This window comes from Rhodanobacter sp. MP7CTX1 (assembly GCF_014205795.1).
Lineage (GTDB): Bacteria > Pseudomonadota > Gammaproteobacteria > Xanthomonadales > Rhodanobacteraceae > Rhodanobacter.
This window is the reverse complement of record NZ_JACHCN010000010.1, coordinates 91,855-113,505: the sequence shown is the minus strand read 5'-3', so window position 1 is coordinate 113,505 and position 21,651 is coordinate 91,855. Positions and strand designations below refer to the sequence as shown.

Annotated in this window: 16 protein-coding genes; 4 read left to right on the top strand and 12 right to left on the bottom strand. The window is 61.1% G+C overall.

All coding sequences use genetic code 11. The annotated features are described in order from the left end of the window. Window positions 1-355: 355 nt before the first annotated feature. The 3 genes from HDE77_RS13555 to HDE77_RS13545 all read left to right on the top strand — a co-directional run bounded on the left by HDE77_RS13555 (window position 356) and on the right by HDE77_RS13545 (window position 7,255). Window positions 356-1,717 carry an integrase arm-type DNA-binding domain-containing protein gene (locus HDE77_RS13555; RefSeq protein ID WP_184417999.1) on the top strand — a complete coding sequence of 454 codons (1,362 nt, stop codon included), beginning with the start codon at window positions 356-358 and terminating at the stop codon, window positions 1,715-1,717. Window positions 1,718-2,514: 797 nt separating this feature from the next. Continuing rightward, window positions 2,515-4,845 carry a protease pro-enzyme activation domain-containing protein gene (locus HDE77_RS13550; RefSeq protein WP_184417998.1) on the top strand — a complete coding sequence of 777 codons (2,331 nt, stop codon included), beginning with the start codon at window positions 2,515-2,517 and terminating at the stop codon, window positions 4,843-4,845. Window positions 4,846-4,897: 52 nt separating this feature from the next. Then, window positions 4,898-7,255: a protease pro-enzyme activation domain-containing protein gene (locus HDE77_RS13545; RefSeq protein ID WP_184417997.1), complete on the top strand. Its 2,358-nt coding sequence runs from the start codon at window positions 4,898-4,900 to the stop codon at window positions 7,253-7,255. Between the two features lie 277 nt (window positions 7,256-7,532). Here HDE77_RS13545 and HDE77_RS13540 read toward each other — a convergent pair whose 3' ends face one another. The 7 genes from HDE77_RS13540 to HDE77_RS13510 form a co-directional block, all read right to left on the bottom strand. Continuing rightward, window positions 7,533-7,670 carry a hypothetical protein gene (locus tag HDE77_RS13540; RefSeq protein ID WP_184417996.1) on the bottom strand — a complete coding sequence of 46 codons (138 nt, stop codon included), beginning with the start codon at window positions 7,668-7,670 and terminating at the stop codon, window positions 7,533-7,535. 106 nt (window positions 7,671-7,776) lie between these two features. After that, a complete protein-coding gene (locus HDE77_RS13535; protein WP_184417995.1) occupies window positions 7,777-8,676 on the bottom strand; it encodes a polyprenyl synthetase family protein in 900 nt (299 codons plus the stop codon). A 115-nt stretch (window positions 8,677-8,791) separates the two neighbouring features. Next, on the bottom strand, window positions 8,792-10,447 hold the full coding sequence (locus HDE77_RS13530) for a CopD family protein (RefSeq protein ID WP_184417994.1): 1,656 nt from the start codon (window positions 10,445-10,447) through the stop codon (window positions 8,792-8,794). A gap of 87 nt (window positions 10,448-10,534) precedes the next feature. After that, window positions 10,535-10,903 (bottom strand): copper resistance CopC family protein, encoded by a 369-nt coding sequence (locus tag HDE77_RS13525; RefSeq protein WP_184417993.1) that lies wholly within the window; start codon window positions 10,901-10,903, stop codon window positions 10,535-10,537. A 52-nt stretch (window positions 10,904-10,955) separates the two neighbouring features. Beyond that, window positions 10,956-11,684, bottom strand: coding sequence for a purine and other phosphorylase-like protein, family 1 (locus HDE77_RS13520; protein ID WP_343206113.1), 729 nt, complete (start codon window positions 11,682-11,684; stop codon window positions 10,956-10,958). Further along, window positions 11,681-13,666, bottom strand: a complete 1,986-nt coding sequence (gene shc / locus HDE77_RS13515) for a squalene--hopene cyclase (protein ID WP_184417992.1) — start codon at window positions 13,664-13,666, stop codon at window positions 11,681-11,683. The genes HDE77_RS13520 and shc overlap by 4 nt, the downstream gene beginning before the upstream one ends. Further along, on the bottom strand, window positions 13,663-14,817 hold the full coding sequence (locus HDE77_RS13510) for a phytoene/squalene synthase family protein (RefSeq protein ID WP_184417991.1): 1,155 nt from the start codon (window positions 14,815-14,817) through the stop codon (window positions 13,663-13,665). Before HDE77_RS13510 ends, shc begins: the two co-directional genes overlap by 4 nt. A 294-nt stretch (window positions 14,818-15,111) precedes the next feature. Here HDE77_RS13510 and hpnA point away from each other — a divergent pair, with 294 nt between their 5' ends. Next, window positions 15,112-16,101 carry a hopanoid-associated sugar epimerase gene (gene hpnA, locus HDE77_RS13505; RefSeq protein WP_184417990.1) on the top strand — a complete coding sequence of 330 codons (990 nt, stop codon included), beginning with the start codon at window positions 15,112-15,114 and terminating at the stop codon, window positions 16,099-16,101. Here hpnA and HDE77_RS13500 read toward each other — a convergent pair. The 5 genes from HDE77_RS13500 to hpnI are packed head-to-tail and all read right to left on the bottom strand — an operon-like array spanning window position 16,098 to window position 21,580. Continuing rightward, window positions 16,098-16,991 (bottom strand): ferritin-like domain-containing protein, encoded by an 894-nt coding sequence (locus HDE77_RS13500; protein WP_184417989.1) that lies wholly within the window; start codon window positions 16,989-16,991, stop codon window positions 16,098-16,100. The two genes, hpnA and HDE77_RS13500, sit on opposite strands and share 4 nt — an antisense overlap. A gap of 39 nt (window positions 16,992-17,030) precedes the next feature. Then, complete coding sequence (locus tag HDE77_RS13495) at window positions 17,031-18,062, bottom strand: flippase-like domain-containing protein (protein WP_255482712.1); 1,032 nt, start codon at window positions 18,060-18,062, stop codon at window positions 17,031-17,033. Continuing rightward, the gene (gene hpnK / locus HDE77_RS13490; RefSeq protein WP_184417987.1) at window positions 18,059-18,895 is read right to left on the bottom strand and encodes a hopanoid biosynthesis-associated protein HpnK; all 837 of its coding nucleotides are present in this window, start codon (window positions 18,893-18,895) and stop codon (window positions 18,059-18,061) included. The genes HDE77_RS13495 and hpnK overlap by 4 nt, the downstream gene beginning before the upstream one ends. 60 nt (window positions 18,896-18,955) lie before the next feature. Continuing rightward, window positions 18,956-20,383, bottom strand: a complete 1,428-nt coding sequence (hpnJ, locus tag HDE77_RS13485; RefSeq protein WP_184417985.1) for a hopanoid biosynthesis associated radical SAM protein HpnJ — start codon at window positions 20,381-20,383, stop codon at window positions 18,956-18,958. A 48-nt stretch (window positions 20,384-20,431) separates the two neighbouring features. Further along, entirely contained in the window at window positions 20,432-21,580 is a 1,149-nt protein-coding gene (gene hpnI / locus HDE77_RS13480; protein ID WP_184417983.1) for a bacteriohopanetetrol glucosamine biosynthesis glycosyltransferase HpnI, read from the bottom strand. Between the last annotated feature and the right edge of the window lie 71 nt (window positions 21,581-21,651).

Below are 21,651 nucleotides of genomic sequence, written 5' to 3'. Positions count from 1 at the left end.
TCTTGAATGCAGACCAGCAACGACTGCTCGCCGATTCCCCAAGCCGTTGGTGCGGGAGTGCCCTCATGCAAGCAACCTATATAGCCACCGATCCAGACGCAATTTATCTCCGGCGATACACCGGTCACACACATGCGATTCGTCGTCTCGCCCGGTGAGCGTGTCAGCAGAGACGATGGCATCGCGGTCCTGTCCAACCAAGTCCAAGGAATGACGATGAATGCAGTCCGCTTTTACGAAATTGCGCATGGCAAGCCTCCCCATAACTATAGCCACTCCCCCTTGCCATGGATTGATGTGGGGGCACGATGGGGGCATCATTCGAATAATCACGGGTCGACCCCACGGAGTCTCGATGCCACTTGAGGACAAGGCGATTCTCAAAGCGAAGCCGGCAGGCAAGGCAAGAAAGCTTTTTGACGGAGGTGGTTTGTATATCGAAGTCGCGCCCGGCGGCGGCAAATTGTGGCGCCTGAAATACCGTTTTGACGGCCGGGAGAAGCGGCTGGCCCTTGGCGCCTATCCGGATACCAGCCTGAAGGTTGCCCGCAAGAAAAGAGACGAGGCACGCGCGATGCTGGCCTCGGGTGTCGATCCAGGCGAGCGCCGCAGAGTGGAGAAAGCCGCCGAGCGGGAGGGCCTGCAAAACAGACAGTCCTCCACCACGCGCGACCTGCATTCGCCTGGCAAGCTGCGCATTGCGGCAGCTGGCCAGCGTCCCCTGGAGGCACTTGGCATCGATGAGTTGGAAGAGAGTGCCTATCGCACTCTTCTGACTCACGGCATAGCAACCGCCAAAGAGATTGCCAATGCGCTTGTCCTGACGCCACGCAAGTCGCAGCAGCTGCTTGATGGCATAGCTTCCAAAGGGTTGGCATCCCATTCGCCGGAGCGACCCCGACGATACATCCCCGTACCACCGGAGCTTGCCATCGAAGCTCTGGTCGGCCAGCGCCAAGTCGTTCTTGAGCGTGCGCGCTCGGCCATACCCGAATTAAAAAAGCAGGCTGCAAATTCAGCGAGTGCCAGAGACCCAGAACAGCCGGTGGAGGTGATTACGAGCTACGCAGCTTTGGGTCAGATTCTGGCTCAGTTGCGCCAAACCGTGCAGGAGGAGGTGATTGGCTTCCAGCGTGCGCCCTGGCTGTATCGCAAGGATGCCAGCCGGCCGGAGGTGCGTTTAGGCGTTCGCACTAGAAGCATTTCCGACGCTGGATACATTGCGCTGCCGGGCGCACTGGCCACACTGCAATCCGAGGTAAAACGGGGCGAGGAGGCACGAGTTTTTCCGGTCTTGCCCATCAAGATGATTGTTGTGGACCGACGCATCGCCCTCATCCCCCTGAATGTCGAGGACCAGGGAGGACCCACGTTGCTGGTGCGGGCACCTTCATTGCTGAACGCGCTTTATGAACTCTTTGAAATGACCTGGGCTCGGGCCACGCCCATCGCGTTTACGCGAACGGGGGCGATGGCGACGGGCAAGCCTGATACGCAGGTGTCGGAGGTGGCCGCACAAATGATTCCATTGCTGGCGGCAGGGCTGAACGACAAGGCCATTGTTTACGAGACCGGGATCTCCATTGCGACACTAAATCGACGTATCGCCGAACTCATGCGACGTTTCGACACGCGGACGCGGTTCCAGCTGGGCTGGCGCGCAGCGCTGGACGCCTTTCCGGAGCGACTCGCGGCACCTGCACGGCGCAGACCATAGCGCTCTGCCAATGAAGGCGCGTCATGCGCGCCAGAATCTACCGCTCGGCAGTGATTGTCCTGGATCAGGCCAGTGCGATTGAGGACGAGCATCATGATCGTCGCCGCCCTGCAGCGCGCTCGTGGTCGATCCGTTGGGTGGCTTTTTCTGTGGAGGCCAGTAAGGCCATCGGTCGGCGGCGACGAAGGGCAGATTCTGTGCGTCGCCAGTATCTGCAGGCATCGTTGACGCGGCGACTCCGGCGGTCCGCGTGTTGAGTAAGGCGGCTCGTTCCCTGACGGTCACCTGTTTTTGGGGTATGACGGCGACGTGCTCAGCGATGGCCTTGCGCGGGATGCCCTCGATCCGAATGCGGGCTGCGCTCGCTCGTTCTGCCGTGACAACCGCTGCCTACCTGCGCACAAGGCGTCCGGTGGCGAGGTAACCGCTGCCGTGGCTAGCCAATGCAACGACGACAGGGGGTACCAGCGTCGTTGGTAGTGACTTGACAGGTGATGCACTTACATCAGAGAGATAAATGCATCGCTGTCTCCTATTGATGAGCCACTGCGTTAAGCAGACACTCGGCCATCTCGCCACGTTTGGGGAAGGTCGCAGAGCAGGGGAGAGTCTGTCGATTCGGATGGCGGGTGCGGGTGGCCGGTGTGGGAGCCATCACGCGTCGTGAGACATCAGGGGCATGCATTGGTTGAATGTGCCAAGGGGGGGCACCGCCAGCGCGCGGCATGACTCAAAGGTTCACGCAAGTGAATCAGGGGGAACTATCAATTTTGATCACCTTTCGATGGGGTTTCGTCATGAAGCAACACTCTTTCATTCTCGGCGCGGCCATCGCCGCAGCGCTGATTGGCGTACCTGGCTTGCTGCAAGCGCAGCCGGCGAGTGATGGATCAGCTACCGCTGCCATGAGCGTCAACGAAGCTGCGCGGGTTACTCAGACAGTTACGGGCAGCCGCTTGGTGACGATTCCGAAAACGCATCCGCAGGGCGTTGTTGCTCAGGCAACTTCGAGTACGTCGTTGTCGAGCTCGACCGCGATGAACCATCTTCAACTGGTGCTCCAGCGCAGCGCGCCGCGCACGGCACAGCTGGCGGCCAACATCACCAATCAACACAATCCCGAGTCAGCTCAATTTCAACATTGGCTGACGCCGCAGCAGTTTGGTGAGGCATTCGGTGTTGTAGATGGCGACATTGCGGCGATAACGAGCTGGCTTACCTCCGCAGGGTTTACCGTCAATGGCGTTTACCCGAACAAGATGCAGATCGATTTCAGCGGTACCGCGGCGCAGGTCAACCAGGCCTTCAACACCCAGGAAAACGTCTACAAGCTCAGGGATGGCAGCTCTTACCTCGCCAATGCTGCCGATATCAGTGTGCCGGCAGCGTTGCAGCCGGTCATTGCCGGAGTGGTGGGTCTGAGCGAGCGCCCAGGGACCAAACCTACGGTGCCTTCCGCCGCAAAGTGGAACCCTGCCACTCATCGGTTCGACCTGGCTGGCGCCGCGGCGTCACAAGCGCATGCGATGACTGTAGGCCCGGGGGGATTGCGTGGCACCAGAGGCCTGGTGCCCTACGACCTTGCCAAAATGTATGGGATCTCCACCATCCGCCAGCACGGCGTGACCGGAAAGGGCATCACCATCGCTCTCGTTGAAGTTTCACCGGCGTTGCCGGGCGACTGGAGCAATTTTGTCAGTCAGTTCCAACTGGGCATCTTTGGAGGCACGTTCCGGCAGTTCACGCCTCAGGTGGGCGCGCTAAACAATTGCTACGCTGGCCAGCAGTCCGGTCAACCGTCCGAAAACTATTCGTCGGCTGAAGATCTGGAGGCGGCCACAGCCATCGCGCCGGGGGCACGTATCGAGGTCGCCTACTGCTCGAGCTTTACGAGCACGTTCCAACCCGCCACCCCGAATGTCTACGGCGGCCTGTTCATCGCGACCACCAATCTGGTCAATGGAGCTATTCGGCCGGACATCGTGAGCTTCAACTACCCCGGCTACTACGCTGAGGACCAGACAGATAGCGCTAGCAAGACGGCGATCGACCTGGTGACGGCGCAAGCGGACTCCGAGGGCATATCGGTGTTCACTGGCACGGGTGGCTCCGGCACCAATGCGGATTTCAGCGGGAGCACCATCACCGCGTCAGGCCCGTCGGTGGCTTCCGTCGCCAGCTCGCCCTACGTAACCGCGGTGGGCGGGACCGATCTTGCGGATGAGCTGGACGGCACCACCAGTCAATACTTCAGCAGCACGCCGAACGCCGTATACGGGAGCGCGCTAGGTTACGTGCCGGAGATTCCCTGGAACAATTCCTGCGGCAACAGCGTGGTTGCCAAGGCCAATGGCTTTTCGAGTGCACTCAGCTTGTGTAAGTTGCTGCTCACGCAGGATCCCAACGCCAATTATGTAACGTCGGTCGCAACCGGCGGTGGCGCCTCGGTGGTGGACAGTAAACCGGCCTGGCAGCGCATCGTCTACAACGCCGCGCAGGACCAGTCGCGCGACGTGCCGGACGTGTCGCTTTTCGGTGGCTCGTACGCCGGCGACACCGGCCTCGTTATTTGCTCCGGTTACAACCCATGCACGCCGAACTTCACTGCAGGAGCACCATTGCTGATCACCGCCAATTCGCTGGCTGCACCGATGTTCGCGGGCGTCCAGGCATTGATTGACCAGGGCATTGCGATGAGTGGTCTAACGGCAGATCAGGGCAATGCCGCGCCGACACTGTATGCGCTCGCCGCGCAGGAATACGGCGGCCCCACTGGCCCGGCACCGGCGAGCCTTGCAGCATGCAACGCCGATAACGGTAACAACGGTACGGCGAATTGTGTCTTTCACAACACCACGCGCGGGTCGATCTCTACGCAGTGCATAAGCTTTCAAGGCGGGGCTGACACCTCCAACTGCTATTTCTACGGTTCGCTCGATCCTTATGGGTATGGCGTCGAAACCCTGGGATTGACCACGATCAATGGAGCGCCCACGAGTTACGGGGTGAACAACGAAGCTTATGCAGCCCAGCCCGGCTGGAGCTTCGCTACGGGCCTGGGTTCGGTGAATGTCGGGAATCTGTTGACCGCCTGGCGAGCCTATGTTCACGCACCGGTTTCGCCATAACGCCGAGACGCTCAGGCATCCACCTTTGATCGACCTATCTTGAGGTTTCATCATGAAACAGCGGCATTTCATATTGAGCGCGTACATTGCTGCAGCACTTGCCGGTGCCCCCGGGATGTCGTTTGCGCAGTCACCCGCTTCAGCCAGCAACGCGCTGGCGGGCATCAGCGTTTCGGAAGCGCCGAGGGTTACGCGCGCCGTCATCAACGGCGACGTCACCGCCATTTCGAATACGCATCTGGGCATGCTCGGGCGGGCACAAGCCAGCACCCCACTTGCTGGCTCGACTGGCATGAATCATTTGCAGCTTGTGCTCAAGCCCAGTGCGGCGCGTCAGGCAGCGATGGAGCAGCTGATTGCCAACCAGCACAATCCCCAGTCTTCCCGGTTCCAGCAGTGGCTGACGCCCGGGCAGTTTGGCGAGGCGTTCGGCGTTGTCGACAGCGACGTCGCGGCGGTAACCGCCTGGTTGAGTTCGCAGGGCTTTACGGTCAACAGCGTCTACCCGAACAAGACGCAGATTGATTTCAGCGGTACGGCTGCCCAGGTGAGCGAGGCGTTCCACACACAGGAGGCCATCTATACGATCCAGGGAGCCCCGCACCTCGCCAATGCCACCGACATCAGCATCCCGTCTGCGCTGCAACCCGTCGTGGCGGGTGTCATGGGGCTGACTGACCTGCATGCGACGGCCTTCCACAAGAAGTCGAATGTCGCCCAATGGGATGCGTCGAAGAAGAGTTTTTTTCCCGTAGACAAAAGCACGTCGGCTGCCGGCAACCCTATCGGACAGGCGGTTACCTTTGCGCCAGGTCAGCGCGGCCTGGTGCCGAATGACATGACCACGATGTATGGCATCAAGCCTCTCCGCGCCAGCGGCATCACGGGTAAGGGCATCACCATTGCGGTGGTCGAAGACAATGACATGGTGCCCGGCGACTGGTACAACTTTGTCGGCGTGTTCGATCTCGGCCAGTACGGCGGCACCTTCGCGCAGATCAACCCCGCTCCGTCGAGTGGAGCAAACAACTGTTTCGATCCGAATGCGGTGTTTGGCTACAGTGGAGACGATGGCGAGACGCTGCTCGATGCCGAATGGGCTACCGCAATCGCGCCTGGCGCGAACATCGTGGTAGCGAGCTGTTCCGATTTCGAACCCGGCTTCGTGTCTGCCACCAGCAACTTTTTTGGCGGCGTATTCATCGCTGCGAGCAACCTGATCAACGGCGGCGCGCGTCCAGACATCATCAGCGCGAGCTACGGTTACGGCGAGTACTTCACCGACAGCGCCAGCAAGACAGCGATCGATCTGATGTGGGCACAGGCGGATGCGGAAGGCATCTCGGTGTTTGTCGCGACTGGCGATAGCGGGTCCAACCCGAGCTTCAATGGCGGGCTGATCAATGGTGGCCAGGGCAATTCAGCCGTGGATGCCAGTTCGCTCGCCACCTCGCCGCACGTCACCGGTGTGGGCGGCACCGACCTGGCTGATGTGCTCGATGGCACCACCAGCGCGTATTTTGCAGCGAGGCCGCCCAGCGCGGTGGGTGGATCGGCACTGTCGTATGTGCCCGAGATCCCCTGGAACAACTCATGCGGCAACACGGTCGCCGCAAAAGCAGCCGGTTTCAGCAACGGTGTTGCATTCTGCACGTACGATCTGCAGTGGGATCTCGCTGGCCACTACCTGACGTCTGAGGCCGGTAGCGGTGGCCCGTCGTCGGTAGACGCCAAGCCGGCATGGCAGAAGCAGATCCACAATGCCGCCCAGGACCAGTCGCGCGACCTGCCTGATGTCTCGTTGTTCGCGGGCTCCTACGGTGGTCACACATGGGTCATCACTTGCACGTCGAACTACCCCTGCTCGCCCGACTTCAATAGTCCGGTCGCCTTGAGCGGCGGCACGTCATTGGCGACACCCATGTTTGCGGGCATCCAGGCACTGATCGATCAGGGGCTTGCCGCGCATGGCCTGAACGTCGATCAGGGCAACGTCGCTCCCACGCTCTATGCGCTTGCTGCAAAGGAGTACGGAAATGCGACCGGTCCTGTACCCGCGAGCCTGGGTATCTGCAATGCCGACAACGGCACCAAGGGCACCGGCAATTGCGTGTTCCACAACATCACGCGCGGCTCGATCTCCAGCGAGTGCTATGAGGATCTGGGCTCGTTTACCACGGCCAACTGCTATTTCTTCGATACCATTTCGCCATGGGGAGCGGGGAGTCAGCTGCAAGTCGGGCTGACCAGTCAGAATGCCTCGCCGACCACGTACACCGCGGGCAACGCGGCCTATTCGGCGCAACCGGGTTGGAGCTTTACCTCGGGACTGGGTTCCGTGAATGCGACCAACCTGCTGACCGCCTGGCGTGCACTCGTCAGCGTTGCTGCTCCATCGTCGGTTCCCTGATTGAGCGTCGCATCAAGCGTTTGAGGGGAGCCTTTGGCACAAAGAGCCCGCAGAAGGGGAATCTGCGGGCTTTGGGGGGATCCGTCTAATTGCATGGCAGAGGAGGGGAGCCTAGCCAGGCGATGGGAGCCATGTCTCACGACATCTGACTTAATGCACTCGATGGTTTGTTGATGAAGTGTGACCCGTGTGATTCTGCCGTGGCAACGGTGATGGAACTTTCGACGATCTGCCGGGATGCGTCGTGCGCGCCAGAGAAGTGCGTCGTCCAGGCGTTTCAGACGTCGACCAGGTTCTCGTCCTCGGTATCGGCGATGACGCGATTGCGTCCGCCGCGTTTGGCTCGATAAAGCGCCGCATCCGCGTCCCTGCACAACCGCTGCGCACGGGCCCACCGTCTCCGGGAATGCATCATGTGACGATCATTCTCCGCATGGTGCCTGTCACCTTACGCGAAGGCAGCCGTCCCGTTTAGCTGTTCAAGCGCCACCCATCCTCCCCACGAGCCTGCTGGCCTGTTCCTAGTGATCGCGCTGCTGGATGTAATCGGAGAGCCATAGCAGCGACTCCGGATGACGGGAGATACGGCGGGCAGCACTGCGCGCTTCATTGAACAAAGCGCCGGCACGACGCTGCGCCTGCCCCAGCCCAAGCACGGAGGGGAAGGTGGACTTGTGCTGAGCGAGGTCCTTGCCCGCCGTCTTGCCCAGTGTCGCCGTGTCGGCGATCTGGTCCAGCACGTCGTCCTGGATCTGGAAGGCCAAACCAACACAGTTCCCGTAGTGATCGAGTGCATGCTGCACGGGGTCGGACGCTTGCGCCGCGATGCCGGCAAGCTGGCAGGCGGCGCGGATGAGTGCGCCGGTCTTGCGGCCATGCAGCGATTCCAGTTGCCCGATACTCAGCGTGCAGCCTTCCGAGGTCATGTCTACCGCTTGCCCTCCAGCCATGCCCAGCGAGCCCGAAGCGAGCGTCAGGCAACTGATCATGCGGACCTTCTGCTCCGCATCGAGCGTATCGGCATTGGCCAGCACGTTGAAAGCAAGCGTCTGCAGGGCATCGCCGACCAGGATCGCGATCGCTTCGTCGTAGGCCTTGTGCACGGTCGGATGTCCGCGCCGCAGATCATCGTTATCCATGCCGGGCAGATCGTCGTGTACCAGCGAATAGGCGTGGATGAATTCGACGGCGCAAGCGGATGGATCGAGTCGTTCGGGCTCCGCGCCCAGTGCTTCGCCGCTGGCGTAAATCAGCAGCGCGCGTAGATGTTTGCCGCCGCTGCACGCGTAGCGCATCGCCTGATGGAGCCGATCAGGGTCCGTGTCAACCGATGGCAGATAGTTGTCCATGGCGCGTTCCAGCCGATGCAGATAGGCGGGTACGCGGGTGCCGAAAGTGGAGGGCTCGAAAATCAGGTTCATGGGGTACTCGAGATAGGCGTCGAGGTGATGGGCATCACGGCATGAATCACGATTGGGTAGAGTGAGTACAGATAACCGGCATGTCACTTTATCACCGCGGATCTGGCTTTGGTCTTCATGCTTCGCGATACCAAAGCAGGATGATGCCGACCAACAAAAAGCACACCGGCCAAACCCAGCCGGCGATCCGTCCACCGCGTCCGGGCAGGCGCAGCTCCAACCAGCGAGCCCAGCCCGCCGCCACCCCGGACAGAGCCAGCGGCGTATGCGTCAGCTCGATCAGCAGTTGATCCTTGACGTTGGAGATCTGGTGGGTGTGCGTCAACAGCATCGCGCCCCCGACGGCAACCAGCAGCGGAAACACCAGGGCCGCGTTGGGATGGTGCAGCCGTCCCGTACGTACAGCCCACTCGAACATGCCGAACAGCAGGATCAGCAGTACGAAGAACCGATGCTGCGCGACCTCTACGTCCCGCCACGCGGCCCAGAAACCCTCGCTGCCCAAGGGCCATACTTCGGGATCCGAACGCACCAGCAGAAAGACGGCCATGACGAGAAACAACAGGGGCCAGTGTTTCGCCCACCCGACCCCGGCGCGATTAAGCAGAGCCAGCAAGCCGATAAGCAGGACGAAAACGCCGGCCCAATGGTGGTTGTATTCCGACCAGGCTATGTCCTGCGCATTACGCGGTGGCGGGATGCCGGAGCCAGGTACGATGGCAAGTGCGGCGGCGCGCTGGGTATGCGCCGCTTCATCGTCCAGGCGTGCCTGCAATTGCGAAACCGCCAGCTGATCGTGGTCCGGTGAACTGAATCGCGGCCACGCAGGCGCATTGCGTACGGCGATCTCGTGCAGGCTGACCCGATCGGTGGTGAGATCGACCGCCGGCGGCACCGACGTCAGCGAGGCAGCGGCGAAAAAAATGGTGAAGCCGATGCCGATCTCGATCTCGGCGAAGCGGCGCAGGCGTTTCACCGGCGCGTCCTCCTTCTTGCGCAGCCTTTCCGTCACCAGAAAGTTGCTGAAACCCAGTGCGAGCAGGGCGAGGAACATGGCGATCTTGGCACCTACCATGACGCCGTAAGCCGTCCCGTAGAAACCCTGCAGGCTGCCGATGTAGAACACGCTCATGGTGGCGCCGGAAACCACAATGCAGCCCACACCGATCATCGCCATGCGCGAAAAGCGCGCGCCCACCAGACGCCAGCCATCGGCATCGTGTAGCCGACCAAGCACCAAGACAAAGCATGGAATGCCACCGATCCATATAGCCGCGCCGAACTGGTGCAGCCCCTCCACCAAGAGCAGCAGTGTGTTGTCACTCAAACGCGCATAGGCGTGGGTGGTGAACGTGGCGGCTGTCAGTTCCGCTACGCATATCAGCAGCGCAAGCAGCGTAGCCACGCGTGAGCTCGAAAATCGTGCGCTCAGGCAGGGAATCAGCAGGATCGCGCAGAAAATCTTGACCGCGCCGGCGATCGCGAAGGAAGCCTGAATCACGTTGGTCAACGGTAGATCCACCGTCGACATCAGCACGGCAATCTGCAACCCGTTACCAGCAAGCTCAGCCAGGACGAGGCCCAGCGCGCTGAACATGGTCAGCCGCGCAACGCGCCGTTCCAACTCCTTGCCCTGCGACAGAACACCAGCGAACGGACGCAGCAGGAAGGCCAGGAACATCACGCCACCCAGGGTCATCGACTGGGCCACGATGACCAGGCCGTGCAGGATGATGCTGAGGTAGCCGAAGATGTCGACGAGAAGGGCCACGAGAGATCGCTCTGGCTAGAAACTCAAATGGGCGGTCATTCCACTCCTGGGGCGCAAGCTATGCGGCTTGATTGAAGATTCCTCTGGTCAAGGTTTGGCGACAACAGTGAAGGGCACATCGCCACGGGTGATATGCCCATCCAGCGCAAGCGCCTGCCAGCGGATGACATAGGCGCCTGCGCTAAGTTCGGCGCTGCTGTCCAATTCGTTGAGCTTGCTGCTGGCAGCGACTGCCAGCACTGTTTCGCTGTGGTCAGGTTTGATCAGGGTAAGGCGCGAACGGCCCTGATCGATCTTGCTGTTGTATTTGAAAACCAGTACCACGTGGCCTGCGGCCAACGTGCCATTTGGCTTCGGTGTGCTGTCAACGAGGATGGCGTGCGCTGACGCTGACATGCTGACAAACGCACAGGTTGCGGCGAACAAGAGTGATCCGAAACGACGATGCATGGACATGCGTGGTCTCCGTCGAAGTGCGGCTGAAGTGGCGACAATGCAGACGCATGGCTCATGAGTGCCAGCCCAGTGCAGAGCCTGTCGCCTCGGCAGCGCTATGCAGCGAACGAGTGGCCTGTTGCATGCGCGAGTGCAGGCCTGGCAGATACCTCAGCAACGATGGGTGACGGCTCAAGGTCGCGATCAGGTAAAACGGGCGCGGACGGCCCCATGCGTCGACACTGGCATGCAATGCGGTGGGTACCGTGTCGTCCACTTCATCGATGATCGCACGCAGTGCGATGAACGGCAGGTTGCGGTCCCTTGCGACCTCAGCGACGGCGGCGCTTTCCATGTCCGCGGCTACCGCCGCATAGCGCTCATGCGCGGCGATCTTCGCTGCTGTGGTCAGCAAAGGCAGCGGCACGCTGAGTAAGCTTCCAGTCTCCAGCACGGCTAGCCTTGTTGCCGCCAATCGTTGCAGGAGTCGGGTTCTCCAGGCGGCATCCAGCGTGTAGTCGTGATCGTTGTCATCGACAACCCGCTCAGGGCAGAACAGCGTGCCGTTGCGTAAGCCGGCTTTCAGTGCGCCAGAGACGCCAAAGGTCGCCAGCGCCGTGGCCCCACCGTCGGCGAGGCCCTGCGCCGCGGCCCGCGCGGCAGTCGGCCCCATGCCGCTGAGCCACACTCCTGCGCCATTCGCCAGTGGAGTGACGCGTTCGATATCAACCGTGTTCGCCGTCAGCGCCTTGGCTTCCAATGCCAGCGCTATGACAATACCTGCTGAGCTTAGGCGCGTCACTTCGCGCAAGGCTCAGTCAACTGCAACAGCTGTCGATAACGGGTCAGTGCCCATAGCGGAAAATATGCTGCGTAGCCGTGGTACTTGAGGTAGTACACACGCGGAAACCCCGGTGCGTTGTGCGAGGGATGCGACCACAAACCATGGGCTTGCTGATCCGCGAGCAGAAAGGCGATGCCGCGCCGCACCGACTCGGCGTGCACTTCGCCTAAGGCCAGCTGCGACAGCACGGCCCACGCGGTGGAGTGAGGCGTGCTGACATTCTGGTTGGTGCCGCGTAATGCCGGATCGATGTAGCTGTCGTTGGTCTCGCCCCAGCCGCCGTTGGCATGCTGTCGCGAGCGTAGCCAGTCGATCGCTTTGCGGATATACGGTTGTCGCGCATCCTCGCCGGCCAAAGCGAGCCCGCCGAGTACGCTCCAGGTGCCGTAAATGTAATTGCTGCCCCAGCGCCCCCACCAGCTGCCGTCGGCGAGCTGGGTTGCACGCAGATAGTCGATGCAACGACGCAAGCTGTCGCGGTCCTGCGTGCGTGCAAGTATTCCCAGACAGGCGAGCACCCGTCCGGAAACGTCCTCGGTCGGCGGGTCCAGCAATGCACCGTGATCGGCGAACGGAATGGCGTTGAGGTAGTAGTAGGTGTTGTCGGCGTCGAAGGCGGCGAAGCCGCCGTTCTTCGATTGCAGCGCGATCATCCAGTCGGCGGCACGATCGGTATTGAAGCGGTGGCGGCCAGGCTCCGCGCGACGACGGTCCTGTATGTGCAGCAAGGCAGCAATCACGGCCGTGTCATCGATGTCTGGATAGAAGGCGTTCGCGTACTGGAAGGCCCAGCCACCCGGAGCCGCGTCCGGCGCGCGCGCCACCCAGTCGCCTTTGTGTTCCAGTTCTTGTCTCGCGGTCAGCCAATCACAGGCTCGCGCGATGGCCGCCTGTGTCGATGTGTCGTTACTGGTGTGCATCAGGGTCAGCGCGCACCAACCGGTGTCCCATATCGGCGACACGCAAGGCTGGCAGTAGGCCGAACCGTCGCTGCGATGGACGACGAGCTTCTGCAGCGAGCGCAAGCAGGTTTGCCGCGCCGGATGATCTTTGGGATAGCCGAGCAGGGCCATGGCTTCGTAGCAGTTGACCATTGGCGGGAAAATCGCACCGATGCCCTCCTCGCCGTTCATGCGCGGCAGGAACCATGCCTCGGCCGCGCGAATCGCACGTTGCCGCAGAGACTTTGGCATCCATCGGTCGAGTGCACGGCCGACTTTGTCCAGCGTCAGGAACGCGCGATTCAGCGCACCGCCGCGGAGGAAATAATGACGTTCCTGTTCCGGCGATGTGACGAACAGTTCGCGCACGCCAACTTTGTGCGGGTTGGCTGCTTTGGCCTTCAGCGAACACAAAATCGTCAGCGGTACGACGGTCGTGCGCGCCCAGTAGGAGATCTTGTCGATATGGAACGGCGCCCAGCGCGGGAAGAGCATGATCTCGACCGGCACGTAAGGCACGGCGCGCCACGGCACCTGTTCGAACAGGGCGAGCAGGATCCGGGTGAACACGTTGCACTTTGCAGCACCGCCACGCGCCAGTACGGCCTCGCGGGCTTGGCGCATATGTTCCGCGGCGGGATCGTCGCCGGCGGCCTTGAGCGCGTAATAGGCTTTCACGGTGCACGACACGTCGATCGCGCCGCCGTGATACTGCGACCAGCCGCCATGGCTGTCGGTTGCCTGGATCGCGCGCAGATAACGCGCCATTTTCTGCTGCAGCAGACCGTCGATTTCATCCATATAGTGCATCATCAGGATGTATTCGGCGGTGATCGTGCAGTCCGACTCCAGCTCGAAGCACCAGTGTCCATCTTCGCGTTGCTGCGCCAGCAACGCTACACGTGCGCGTTCGATGGCCCGATCGAGGCTGGCTGCCGCTTCGGTTTCCTGCAGCAGGCTAGCGAGTGCAGCCGACGCGGCGGGCGAGGATGGATTCATCGCTGCTGCGCGTCTTTGGCGTCCTCATGCTCGTACCAGGCGCTTTGGGCGAGATAAGGAATACCGCTCTTAGGCCAGATCAGGCTGGACTGTGCAGGTTCGATCCATTCCGCGGCCAGTGGTGTCAGCGGAAGCTGGCGCGCGGCCATCGTAAACATCCAGCGCAAGCTTGAATTGTGCTTGCTGGTCAATTTGGTAAGCACGATGACACCGGCCACCGCATTGTGCGAAACCTTGATTTGATTGCCACAGGAAAAGTCGAGGTTGTCGTGCAAATTGCGCAGCGTAAGTACAGCCAGGCCAACGGACCACAGACAGAAACGGCGCACTCCGGCATGGGTGGCTGGGATCAGCAGTGTGTATTCCAGTGCACGGCGAAGATGCGAGTGCGCGACGCCGATGAGTTCGTTTGACGCGTCTGCGTAGTTCGCGTCTTGCTGACCGGCATGCAGCTCAGCCAGACATACGCCGTGCTCGGCGAAGATATCTTGCGGCAGCCAGCAGGCACCTTGGCTTCGGTCTTCCCACTGATCCTTGAGGATGTTGGTCATTTGCAGACCCTGACCGAACGAAACGGCCAGTCGCATCATGGTGTCGCGGTGCGCTGCCAGGGCGGGCTCAAAGTCGATGAACAGTTCCGTCAGCATTTCGCCGACGACGCCAGCGACGCAGTAACAATAGCGATCCATGTCACGCAAGGTATCCAGGCCTTGCAGGCCCATGTTGCGCTGGAAATCGTACATGCCGTGCGACATCACTTTCAGGCAGTTGACGATCGCAGCGCGCTGCACCGGCTTCAATGTCCGGGTCATGTCGAGCACCAGTGGCAGCCCATGCACCAGGTCGTGCTCGGCTTCCAGCGTCTGCGTCGAAAGTCGTGGACTCAATTCGGCTGCAAAGCGCCGAGGGTCGCCCCGGCCAGTGACCGTATCGACGAAGGCCTCCTCGTAACGGCGCTTATCTTCGGCCGAGAGCGTTGGTTCGTCTTCGATGGTGTCGGCGATACGACACAGCAGATAGGCATTGGTTACCGCACGGCGCAGCGCCGGTGGCAACTGCGGGATGGTGAGCGCGAATGTCCTGGACACCTTCGGCAGGATGGCGTCCTGATAGGCGCTGGCATCGATCTTCAGTGGATGGAATTCGGTCATGGGCGTGCCTCGGCCTGCCTCGCTAACTCTTACCGAAAATAATCTCTTACCGAAAATGTACGCTTGGCAAATGCTTGCTGGAGGAGCGCGTGCGGTACGCGCATCGCGCTGCGTGGATGGACACGAAGCTGGCAGGACGTAATGAGCCTGGCTGCCGTGCTTCAGTGGCTACGATCACTTCGTTCATCATCAGCATGGTGACTGCTGAGTACATAATCGCATTATGACTACTAACTTGAATAAGTGGCCAGTGCTGACGCATGAATCGGGGCGGGTATCCGGGATGAATCGGTCATGAAAGCGCTAGTTACCGGAGCCACCGGTTTTGTCGGTTCGGCAGTGGCGCGTCGATTGCTACGTGAAGGACACCATGTTCGTGTCATGGTTCGCGCGACCTCGGATCGCCGTAATCTGCAAGGTCTCGATGTTCAAGTGGTCGAAGGCGACCTCACCATGGCGGCTTCGTTGCTGCCTGCTTGCGACGGTTGTGATGCCCTGTTCCACGTGGCGGCCGATTACCGGCTATGGACACCAGAGCCAGAGCAGCTATATCGCACCAATGTCGACGGTACGCGCGCCATTCTTGAAGCAGCCAGGCACGTCGGCATACCGCGCATTGTTTATACGAGCAGTGTGGCCACGTTGGGTATCCCCAAGGATGGTAGTCCTGGCAACGAGAGTACGCCAGTTGAGCTGATTGACATGATCGGGCACTACAAGCGCTCCAAATTCCTCGCTGAACAGGTGGCAATCGCGTTCGCCGCTGAAGGTTTGCCCATCGTGATCGTTAATCCGTCAACGCCCATCGGGCCTCGTGACGTGAAACCCACCCCGACCGGCAGGATCGTGCGCGACGCACTTGCCGGTCGCTTGCCGGCTTATGTCGACACCGGCCTTAACGTTGTTCATGTCGACGATGTGGCTGAAGGGCACTGGTTGGCCTTCGAGCGAGGCGTGGTGGGCGAGCGCTACATCCTGGGCGGATTCGACCTGAGCCTGCACGATATTCTGCTAGAGATCGCCGATATTGCCGGACGTTCACCACCGAAGTGGCGCTTGCCGCATTCACTGGTGATTCCGGTGGCCTATGCGGCCGAAGCGTGGGCGCGGTTGACGCAGACGAGCCCCTTGGCGACGGTGGAGGAAGTGCGCATGTCGAAGAAACGCATGTTTTTCTCCAGTGCCAAGGCCGGCCGCGAACTCGGCTATGTACCGCGTCCTGCCCGCCAGGCGCTGGAAGATGCCGTGCAATGGTTTCGGCAGCATGATCGCCACAATGCCTAGCGCATGAATCGACGCGCCAGGCGGGCCATTCGCGGCACAAAGGTCGGGCGCAGCAGGCGCGGGTCGTAGCCGTCCATGCGGCGTCGATCCTCGGTCAGGCACAGGTCCACCAATTCACCGATGTTGAGGTCCAGTCCGATTTGCTGATGCCCGGTGATGGCGAAGTTGGCGTCCTGCATCTCGCCCTTGTTGTCCAGACCCTTGGCAATGCCGATACGCTCCCAGATCAGGAACGCCCATACCCGCATGACCTTGACCGCGAACAACGGCCGTCGCCACCAGGCCAATTGCCGCCGGTACCACGCCATCCAGTTCGCGAAGAACAAGATATGGCGTGCCTCCTCCTGAATGACCGGCTCAAACGTTTCCACCAGTTCCGCCGGAAAATAGCCCGTGCGTTTGGCCGACTCGAACAGGCCGAATGAGAAGAAACTATCGATGCATTCGCTATAGCCAGTAACCATCCAGCCCCACTCGGGATCGGTGGGTACTTCATATACGGGCTCCGGCGCCAGTGTGATGTCATAGGCCCCCACCAGCTTGCTGAGCACCACCTTGTGGCGTGCTTCTTCGCCGCCGTCCATGATCAGGGCTTCGTTCAGCAGCGGATCGCGCACGGTCTTCGCGTAGGTTTCGACACGCAGCGTGGCGCGCCCCTCGGTTTGCACAGCAATATCCCAGATCGGCAGCGCGGTGATGCGCTGCAAAGCGTCCGGATCGAGCTTGGGCCACACCAGGACTGCCGGCTTGTAGGGGTTGTGGGTATCCAGCAGCATGCGACAGAACAGTCGTTTATGCGCGTCCGAACCGATCTTGATCCGACCCGGTTCGGCACTCAGCCAGTGGCGCATGGAGTAGTCCGCGGCGGCTACGGCGTCGTCGTTAGACATCGGAAACCTCGTCTCGTCGATGCATGGCCAGGCGTTTCGTCATACGTCGCGGGTGTTGGACAGCCCGGATGGCGCTGTGTTTCGCCACCCAGCCCGCAGTCTGCGCGCTTCGGCCCACTGCCAGGAAATCAGGGCAGGTACACCGAAAGCCACTTCACGCATGCGCTTCACCAACGATAGCGCGATACTGGCTTCCGGCGGCAGGCCGATCATGCTGCCGAACAGGACCAGGCCACCTTCCTGCACGCCCAATCCGGCTGGTACCACGAAGATGATGTGACGCAGTGCCTGGGTTACGGCCTCGATCGCAATGGCGTCGGCTACGCCGATCGGGTAGCCCAAGAGCCGCAGGGCCAGCCAGCTTTCGAAGCTGCCTGTCACGAAACCAAGAAACTGCCAGGCGCAGGCGGCAAGCAGTCGCGCTGGTTGGGAGTACAGCGCGCGCACTTCCAGGTCCAGGCGCGAACCGTCGATCAGCTCGGTCAGCCGTGAGCGGCCGCCCAGCACTTTTTCCGCGAATGATTCCAGCCGCGAAAACACTTTGCCGTGGCGCAGCAGCACGATCAGAAAGATGGGCAGGGGGAGGCTGGCGATCAGTGCGGTGATCACCGAGCTGAAGGTGCTGATATTTCGCGTCAATTCAATCAGCAGCACGATGCCCAGCGCAGTGAACAGGTACTGATTGACCAGGGTCAGCAGGACTTCGATGACCACGCTCGCGGCAGCAACGGCGCCATTGATGCCGCGCCACTTCACCAGGCGGATACCGATGATCTCACCACCGATGTTGGCCACCGGCAGCAGGCGGTTGCTCGCCTCGCGGATCGTGGCGATCCAGAACAACACCGGAATGGTGGCCCGCCGCTCCGGGTCACGTGGCGCCAGCAGCGTTCGCCAACCGACGACATCGAGCAGCAACGGCAGTGCATGGAAGGGCAGCAGCCACAGCAAGGCCCAACCGGCATGATTGATCGCGTCGCAAATGGTGAACCAACCCTCATGCACCACCAGCGCAATGGCGGTGGCAAGGCCCAGCAGGCCCGCAAGGTAACTGAGCCGTTTCATGTTCATGAGGGCGCCGCCGCCGGATCGGCGAAGCCACGACAAAGCAGGTAGCGTTCGGCGATCGTGTCGCGTACGCGAGGCGACAGCAGCGCGGCCAGTTCGTCGGTGTGCCGGTATTCGGCCATGCTGGCGACCAGTCCGCCGCGCGCCGCCGGGTGCAGATACAACTCCGAAAGACCGTCTGGCAGGTCGCGCAAAATGTCCAGCATCGCAGCTTCATCCATAGCGCCGGTATGTCGGATGCCAAAGACGTGATCGTTGTAGCCGATGTCCGCTCGGTCCATGCGTCGGCGCATCAGCGCCAGCCAGGGTTGCAGCCATGGTCCCATGCCCGGTTCCGCAGGCAATCGCACCGCGCGCAGGCCAAATTCCCGGCCGATCGAAAGCATCAGCGAAAAAATGGTGGGGTGCAGATGGAAGTGCTTGTGCGCATTGACGTGATCAAGCGGCAAGCCGGTTGCAGCAAACGCCTCGAACTGGGCACGTATCTCGGCGGCCAGCTGACGCCGCACGCGCGGCAGGAAAAAGAAACGGAAGCCGTTGCGCACCATCGCATCATTGAAGCAGCCGTGGGCATCGACCAGATCGGGAATGCGCGCTGGCGGGAGGATCGCCTGGCCGTCGGCCAGCACCAGATGCAGGCCGACGGCCAGGCCGGGAAGTCGTCGGGCCCGCTCGACGGCATCGCGCATGGCAGGCGCCGCGACCATCAGGCTGGCCGCGCGCAGCACACCTTCCCGATAACCGCGTTCGACAGCCTCGTTGACGGCTTCGTGCAGCCCGAAGTCATCCGCGGTGACGATCAGACGCGGGCGGATCGTGGCGCGCCGGGTCTGCACGTCATCTACACCCGCAGCACGAACGACAGGCCGAATGGCGAGCTCACTGCGCTGGCCCTCTCAGGTTTCGTGCGCGCGCAGGAAGTGGAAAAACTCCACGCCCTCGCGCAAGCGGCGCTTCGTCATGTCCCAGCTCGCCAGCATTTCCTTGACGATCTCCCAGATCTTCGATGGGCGGAAGTAGAAGCTTTTGTAGAACTTCTCGACACCGTGATAGATGTCTTCCTTGGACAGGTGCGGGTAACTGATCAACGCGAGCTGCACGCCTTTGTCGTTGACGAGATGGACGGCCTGGTTCTCTTCCAGCCAGCCATTTTCAACCGCCTGCTTGTACAGCGAGGTGCCGGGATACGGCGCGGCGAGCGACACCTGGATCGTGTGCGGATTGATTTCCTTGGCAAAGCGAATTGTCTTTTCGATCGTTTCCTTTGTCTCGCCGGGCAACCCCAGGATGAAGGTGCCGTGGACGGTGATGCCCAGCCTGCGGCAATCCTCGGTGAAGCGGCGCGCGATATCGGTGCGCAGTCCCTTCCTGATGTTGTGCAGGATCTGGTCGTCGCCCGACTCGTAGCCCACCAGCAGCAGGCGCAGGCCGTTGTCCTTCATGATCTTGAGCGCCTCGTACGGCACGTTGGCCTTGGCATTGCATGACCAGGTCATGCCCAGCTGGTTGAGGCCACGTGCGATCTCATACACGCGCTCCATGTTGGAGCTGTCGGTGAAGGTGTCGTCGTCGAACATGACCTCTTTGACCTCAGGCATGTTCTCCTTGATCCACTTCACTTCGGCGATGACGTTCCCGGCCGAACGTACGCGATAGCGATGACCGCCCACGGTCTGCGGCCACAGGCAGAAAGTGCACTTCGAACGACAGCCGCGCCCGGTGTAGATCGATACGTACGGATGCTTCAGATAACCCACGAAGTAGTTGTTGATCTTCAGGTCGCGCTGGTAGATCGGCGCCACGAACGGCAGGTCGTCCATGTTCTCGATGATCGCGCGCGACGGGTTGTGCTGCACACTGCCGTCGGCAAGTCGGTAGCTCAGGCCGTTGATGTCCTTGAGCGCACGGCCTTCGGCGACTTCCTTGCAGGTGTAGTCGAATTCCTCGCGGGCGACGAAATCGATAGCTGCTGAAGCGGTCAACGATTCGGTCGGGTTCACTGCCACCTTGGCGCCGACCATGCCGACAAGAATGTGCGGTTTGCGGGCCTTCAGCAGCTCGGCAAACTTCGCATCGGTAGGGAAGGATGGCGTGCTGGTGTGAATGATCACCAGCTCATAGCCCTCGGCGACGCGCAGGCTTTCTTCAACCGTGAGTTCGTCCGCAGGTGCATCCAGCACGCGCGAATCCGGTACCAGTGCTGCCGGTTGGGCCAGCCAGGTGGGATACCAGAAACTCTTGATCTCGCGTTTGGCCTGGTAGCGTGAACCGGCACCGCCGTCAAAGCCGTCGAAGGAGGGGGCCTGCAGAAAAAGCGTTTTCATAGGAAGGTAAGCTCCTGCGGAAACACGGATCAACACCCATCTGGCGAGTCACTCGTGAAGACGGCGCGGATCATCGTCCCGCGCATGCAGCACCTGGCCACGCCATCTTACGCGCCAACCGGTCAGCGCTACAGCCCACTCCAGCAACGATAGACCGTCGCGTAGCGGAATTAGCAGAATCTCGTACCAGCGTGAGCCAGCAAGACGGGATTGGCGTTGCGAAATATTCAGCAAAACCCTCGCGCAACCACCAAGCAAAGCCATGCCCGCAGTCAATGCGCTGGGCGCCAAGGCCATGCCCAGCAACAGCACCGGTGATGTGAAGCAGACAAAGGTCATGGCAAAGCCCAGCGGTGCGATCGACCGGATCGTGCGCAGCCAGCGCAATTCATGTTTCCACAGCTCGGACAGTCGCGTTTCGCTGACGTCCGTTCCGACCACCATGTCCGAGAGCACAGTGCGCAATCCGCGTTGTCGACTCAGCTCACCCAGCCAGAAATCGTCTGCAAGCGTATCCCGCAGTACTTCCAGGCCGCCGATGGCTTGCAGGGTATCTCGGCGCAGTGCGATGGTCGAACCGAACGCGAAGCGCGTCGAACCGAACGCGTGCGCCACCCGGACCGATGGCGCAAACCAGTCGTCGATGAACAGACGACCGACCTCCGCCCATAGGCCATCTCGCGCGATGCCCCGGTAAAGGCAGGTGACGATACCCACGCCGGGATCGTTCAGGGGAGCGGTGACGCGCATCAGATAATCCGTCGGCACACCGATGTCGCTGTCGGCAAGCACCAGCCAGTCGTGTTTGGCATGCGGAAGCATGTTCATGAGATTGCCGACTTTCGGATTAGTGCCGTGTACACGCGGATCGACTACAAGCGCGATGACGAGCTGTGGAAATTCCGCGCATAGCCGATTTACAACCGCGATGGCCGGATCTTCCGGGTCGCGCACGCCAAAGACGAGCTCATAATCGGGGTGCGCCTGAACACAGAAGTCGCGCAGATTTTCGTAGAGCCGTGGCTCTGCCCCATGCAACGGTTTGAGTACGCTTACCGACGGCAGAGGGCGAGTAACACTGGGGTTTGACGACGAAGAACGAGCGCGTGGGCGTTTCAGTACGGCAGCCAAGGCGGCGCAGGCGTAACCTGCGGCGGCAGCCGTCAGTCCGGTGCCGAGCCAATAAATACCCACCATCAGTGCGCCGGTCGTCATAGGTGCGTGTGGTATAGCCCAAATTTTTGGCTTAAAGTCGGTTGGCGAGCCAG